Genomic DNA, 5,014 nt, shown 5'->3' with positions numbered 1-5,014 from the left:
GGGGGGGGCAGGGCCGCGAAATTGTTCGGCCGCAGGGTGGCGATCGCGGGCTTGCCAGCCACACGCAGGGTCTCGAAGGCCTTGCCCGCGTAGATCGGGCGCTTGAATGCGAGACCGTCGCCCGCGCGCAGGAGCTCGACGCAGTCTGCGGCCAGGCCGACGCCGAGCTGGGCCGCCAGGCGCGCCGCCAGCTCCCGCGTGTGCGTGCTGACGGTCATCAACAGCAGCTCGGCCTCGCTGCCGGCGAGGGCGCGCAGGGCGAGCTGCAGCTGCAGCTCGAGGTTGAAGGCGGCGCAGGCCGGATCCTCAGCCAGGATGACGCGGTCGGCGCCCTGCATCCCCGCGGCCGCGGCGAGGGTCGCGCTGCCCGGGCCGCCGAAGAGGAGGCCGGTCACGCTGCCGCCGCTCGCGTCCGCCTGCCGGCGCGCCTCGCCGAGGGCCTCCAGGGAGCCCTTGCTCAGCGCTTGCCCTGCGGTCTCCAGGTACACCCAGATGGCTGCCATTCCTCGATCCTCCTCGTCGACGCGGGATGGGGCCGGTGACGGCTAGACGGCCTTGGCCTCGTTGCGCAGCAGCTCGACGAGCTGTTTGACCTGAGCCGGCGTTTCCCCCGCCAGGCGCTTGCCGGCCGCGCGGGCGGCCGGCAGGCTCAGTCCCAGCCGTTCCACGCGCGGCGCCGGCGCGAGGCCGAGCTCGGCGAGCGTCACCAGCGCCCGCGGCTTGCGACCGGCCTGCATGATGCCCGGCAGGCTCGGATAGCGCGGCTCGTTGAGTCCTTTCTGGCAGCTGAAGAGCGCGGGCAGCTTGACGGCGAGCGTCTCGCGCTGCCCGTCCGCCTCGCGGCCCACGGTGGCCTCGCCGCCCGCGAGCGCGAAGGAGGTGATGAAGGTCACCGACGGCAGGCCGAGCAACTCGGCGACGGCGGGGCCCACCTGATGGCTGTCCCCGTCGGTGGCCTGCTTGCCGCAGAAGACCAGCTCGCAGTCGCCCTCGCGCTTGATGAGGGCCGCGAGGATCGCGGCCAGGCCCGCGGGATCCAGGGCCTGCGCGGCCTCCTCCCGCACCAGCACGGCGCGGTCGGCGCCCATCGCGAGCGCCGTCTTCACGGCCTCGTCGGCGCTGGCGGGGCCGACGTTGAAGACGATCACCTCGCCCCCGGCCGCCTCCTTGACCCGGATCGCCTGCTCGACGGCGAACTCGTCGTAGGGATTGAGGACGAGCTGGACGCCGGCCAGCTTGACCGCCTCGCCGCCGGGGGTCAGCTCGATCCTGGCGGCCGTATCGGCCACCTGCTTGATCATCACCGCGATCTTCATCTCGCTCCTTGCCTCCCGCCCCCGGCCCGGCGGCGTCTACTCCGCCGCCAGCTGGCGGGCGATCACGAGGTGCTGCACCTCGCTGGTGCCTTCGTAGATCTCGAGCACGCGGGCGTCGCGGAAGAGCCGCTCCACCTTGAAGTCCTTGAGGTAGCCGTAGCCGCCGTGCACCTGCACGGCCTTCTCGGCGCAGAAGACGGCCGCCCGGCTCGCGAAGAGCTTGGCCATTGCGGCCTCCATGCCGACCGGTCGCCCCGCCGCCTGTTCCGCGGCGGCCCGGTAGGTGAGCAGCCGCGAGGCCTCCAGCTGCAGCGCCATCTCGACGAGATGCCACTGCACGGACTGGAAGCGGCCGATCGGCGAGCCGAACTGCTCGCGTTGGCCCGCATAGCGGCGCGCTTCGCTGAGGGCGGCGCCGGCGATGCCCAGGCTCTGCGCCGCGATGCCGATGCGCCCGACGTCCAGCATGCCGAGAGCGATCTTGAGGCCCTGGCCCGGCTCGCCGAGCAGGGCCGACTGGGACAGGAAGGCGTCCTCCAGGGTGATCATCACCGTCGAGGAGGCGTTCAGCCCCATCTTCTTCTCTTCGGGGCCGCGCAGGACGCCCTCCGCTCTGAAGTCGAGGATGAAGGCGCTGATGCCCCGCGTCCCCGCCGCCGGATCGGTGACGGCATAGAGGATGCCGAAGTCCGCGTGGGCCCCGCTCGTGATGAAGGTCTTGCTCCCGCGCAGTCGCCAGCCGCCCGGCGCCGCCTCGGCCCGGCAGCGCAGGCTGGCCGCGTCGCTGCCCGCGTCCGGTTCCGTGAGCAGGTAGGCGCCCAGCGTGCGCCCCGCCGCGGCGTCCGGCAGCCACTGCTGCCGCTGCGCCTCGCTGCCGAAGCGGAGGATGGTGCCGTTGGCCAGGGTGTTGTGCACCGAGAGGATGACGCAGGTCGAGGCGCAGGCGCGCGCGATCTCCTCGAGGACGAGGATGTAAGAGAGGGTGTCCAGGCCGGCACCGCCGTACTCCGCCGGCACCGTGATCCCCATCAGCCCCAGCGCGGCCGCCTTGCGCAGGATCTCGTGCGGGAAGGCCTTCTCGGCGTCCAGGCGCGCGGCCACGGGCTCGATCTCGCCCTGCGCGAAATCGCGCGCCATCTCGCGGATCATGCGCTGCTGCTCGCTGAGCTGGAAATCCATCGGCAGATCCCGTCTAGAGCGCGGCCTCGTCGTGCAGGTCAGGGGCGGAGCCGGCAGTCTAGTCGAACGCGCGGGCCTACTCAAGACCAAAGGCCGCCCCGGCGGCGGCCAGCCGCTGGAGCAGATCCAGCGTGATGCGCCGCGTCGCGCCCCAGATCACTTCTTCATCCCAGCACCAGGCCGGCGCCCGCAGGCGGCGGCCGGGCAGGTCGATCTCCACTTCGCTGCTGCTGGCGGGATCGGCGAGCCACGCGAGCGGCACCTGGAAGACGCGCGCCACCTCGCCCGGACTCGCGGCGCGGTACTCGCCCGGCGGCCACAGACTGAGGAAGGGCTGGATGCTGTACTTGGCGAGCGTGCTCACGCACGACAGCGCACCGTACAGCTCGATGCGCGCCGGATCGATCGCGACTTCCTCTGCCGCCTCGCGCAGCGCGGCGGCGGCGAGGCTCCCGTCGCCCGCCTCGCGGAGACCGCCCGGGAAGGCCACCTGTCCCGCGTGGTCGGGCAGGTCCTGGGCCCGGCGCAGGAAGAGCAGCGCGGGCCCGGCGCCGCCGTCGAGCAGGGGGACGAGAACGGCGGCATCGAGGAGGCCGGCTTCGGGCTGGGCGCCCTCGCGCGGGAGCTGCGGCCGCAGGGAGAGGGCGAGGGCCCGGGCGGAGCGAGCGTCAGGCGTCGGGGGCACGGCCCTGCACCTCGCTGGCGAGCAGGCCTGCGTAGAGCGCGGGTCGGCGGTCGGCGAGCAGGTGGTTGTGCGCCGTCAGGCGCTTGTCGCGGGCGGCGGCCGGCTGGATCGCCGCCACGGCGCCGCGCGTCTCCCCCACCCCGAAGACGAGCAGGGGTCGGCCGCGCGGGTCCAGGAGCTGGCTGGCCCCCGTGAAGCGCAGCGGCTCGCCGTCGGCGTAGCGCTCTTCCCCCACGCGGTTGGCGGTGGCGGCGTAGACGCCGTTCTCGACGGCGCGGGTGGCCATGGCCGCCTGGGCGAGGCCGGGCAGGACGAGGTTCGCCGGGTGGGCGATCAGATCCGCGCCCGCGAGGGCCAGGCAGCGAGCCACTTCGGGGAAGACCCAGTCGAAGCAGATCATGAGGCCGACGCGCAGCGGCCCCACCGTCAGCACCGCTGGCGGCCGGTCCCCCGGATCGAAGAGCGTCCCCTCGCGGTCGAAGAGGTGCAGCTTGCGGTAGAAGGCCGGCGCCTCGCCCGGCCGCAGCAGGGCGGCGGCGTTGTAGAGCCGTTCGCCTTCGCGCAGCGGCAGGCCGACCGCGATCGCGGCGCGCTTCCTCTCGGCCAGGTCCTGCAGGGCCGCCAGCCCCGGGCTGTCCGGCGGCGACTCGGCGAGCGCCAGGGCCGTCCGGCGATCGGGCAGCGCGTAGCCGGAGGTCGCCAGCTCGGGGAGCACGAAGAGATCGGCCGTGAGGTCGGCGAGGCCGGCGGCGATGGCGGCGAGGTTCGCCGCCCGATCGCCCAGCCGCGGGGCGAACTGGAGCAGGCCGACGCGCAGCTCGCTGGCGGGGTCCTCGGCCCGGCTCAAGCCTGCCTCACCCAGCGCCAGGCCTCCACGAGGCTGAGCTTCTTGCCGGTCATCAGGATGCCGACGCGAAAGATCCGCGCCGAGACGATGAAGACGAGGACCACGGAGCCGATCAGGAGCCCGTAGGCGAGGGCGATCTGCCAGAGCGGAGGCGCGCTGATGTTGATCCGCATGAACATCACGAGGGGCGTGAAGACGGGGATCAGGCTCAGCACGACCGAGGCCGCCGAGTCCGGGTTCTGGAAGATGTAGATCATGATCACCAGCGGCAGCACGAGGAGCATGACGAGCGGCTGCATCAGCTGCTGCGCCTCCTGGTCCGTCGTGCTCATGGCGCCGACGGCGGCGAAGAGGCCCGCGTAGAGCAGGAAGCCCAGCACGTAGAAGGTGACGAACGCGGCCAGCGTGCTCGGCTGGAGCACCGGCAGGGCCTGCAGGTTCGCGCTGCTGAGCAGTCCGAGTGCCGCGGCCACGGCCCCGAGCACCAGCCAGGCCAGGTACTGGGTGAGGCCGACGGCGCCGATGCCGAGGATCTTGCCCGTGAAGAACTGCGTCGCGCTCATCCCCGAGAGCACGACCTCCGTGATGTGCTGGTTCTTGTCCTCGAGGATGCTGCGCTGGATCATCGAGCCGAAGACCAGGATGGTCATGTAGAGGATCATCACCAGCGTCAGGGTGCCGAAGTAGAGGGACTCGAAGCCGGCCTCGCTGGTCGCCTCGCCGCGGTGCTGGATCGTGCGCAGGTCGGCGCGCAGCGTGAGCTCAGAGAGCAGTGCGGGATCGAGGTCCAGCCGCCGCAGCCGCTCGGCGCGCAGGATCTCCGTCAGCTTGCCCTGCAGCGCCTCGAGCTGGGTGAAGTTGCTGACCACGCGGCCGTGGTACTCGCAGCGGCCGTGCTCGAGCACGTCGGCGGGAATCCGCAGCACCCAGTCGATGGCCTCGGCGTCGAGCAGGGCATTGAGCGCCGAGTCCTGGGCGGCGCCGGGG

6 protein-coding genes are annotated in these 5,014 nt (G+C 72.6%); all 6 read right to left on the bottom strand.

Annotated elements, in window-relative coordinates; translation table 11 throughout:
• The coding region (locus tag FJ251_13365) for an electron transfer flavoprotein subunit alpha/FixB family protein (GenBank protein ID MBM4118696.1) at positions 1–503 on the bottom strand (503 nt) is incomplete at its 3' end.
• A gap of 42 nt (positions 504–545) precedes the next feature.
• Positions 546–1,316, bottom strand: coding sequence for an electron transfer flavoprotein subunit beta/FixA family protein (locus FJ251_13360; GenBank protein ID MBM4118695.1), 771 nt, complete (start codon positions 1,314–1,316; stop codon positions 546–548).
• A 36-nt stretch (positions 1,317–1,352) separates the two neighbouring features.
• Positions 1,353–2,495 carry an acyl-CoA dehydrogenase gene (locus tag FJ251_13355; protein MBM4118694.1) on the bottom strand — a complete coding sequence of 381 codons (1,143 nt, stop codon included), beginning with the start codon at positions 2,493–2,495 and terminating at the stop codon, positions 1,353–1,355.
• Between the two features lie 76 nt (positions 2,496–2,571).
• Positions 2,572–3,180 (bottom strand): CoA pyrophosphatase, encoded by a 609-nt coding sequence (locus tag FJ251_13350; protein ID MBM4118693.1) that lies wholly within the window; start codon positions 3,178–3,180, stop codon positions 2,572–2,574.
• Positions 3,164–4,171 carry a hypothetical protein gene (locus FJ251_13345; GenBank protein MBM4118692.1) on the bottom strand — a complete coding sequence of 336 codons (1,008 nt, stop codon included), beginning with the start codon at positions 4,169–4,171 and terminating at the stop codon, positions 3,164–3,166. The genes FJ251_13350 and FJ251_13345 overlap by 17 nt, the downstream gene beginning before the upstream one ends.
• A partial coding sequence (locus tag FJ251_13340) for an ABC transporter permease (GenBank protein ID MBM4118691.1) occupies positions 4,024–5,014 on the bottom strand: 991 nt, incomplete at its 5' end. The genes FJ251_13340 and FJ251_13345, both read right to left, overlap by 148 nt.

Source organism: bacterium (genome assembly GCA_016873475.1).
In the GTDB taxonomy this organism is placed as follows: Bacteria; Krumholzibacteriota; Krumholzibacteriia; order JACNKJ01; family JACNKJ01; genus VGXI01.
This window is presented reverse-complemented; position numbering and strand designations above follow the sequence as displayed.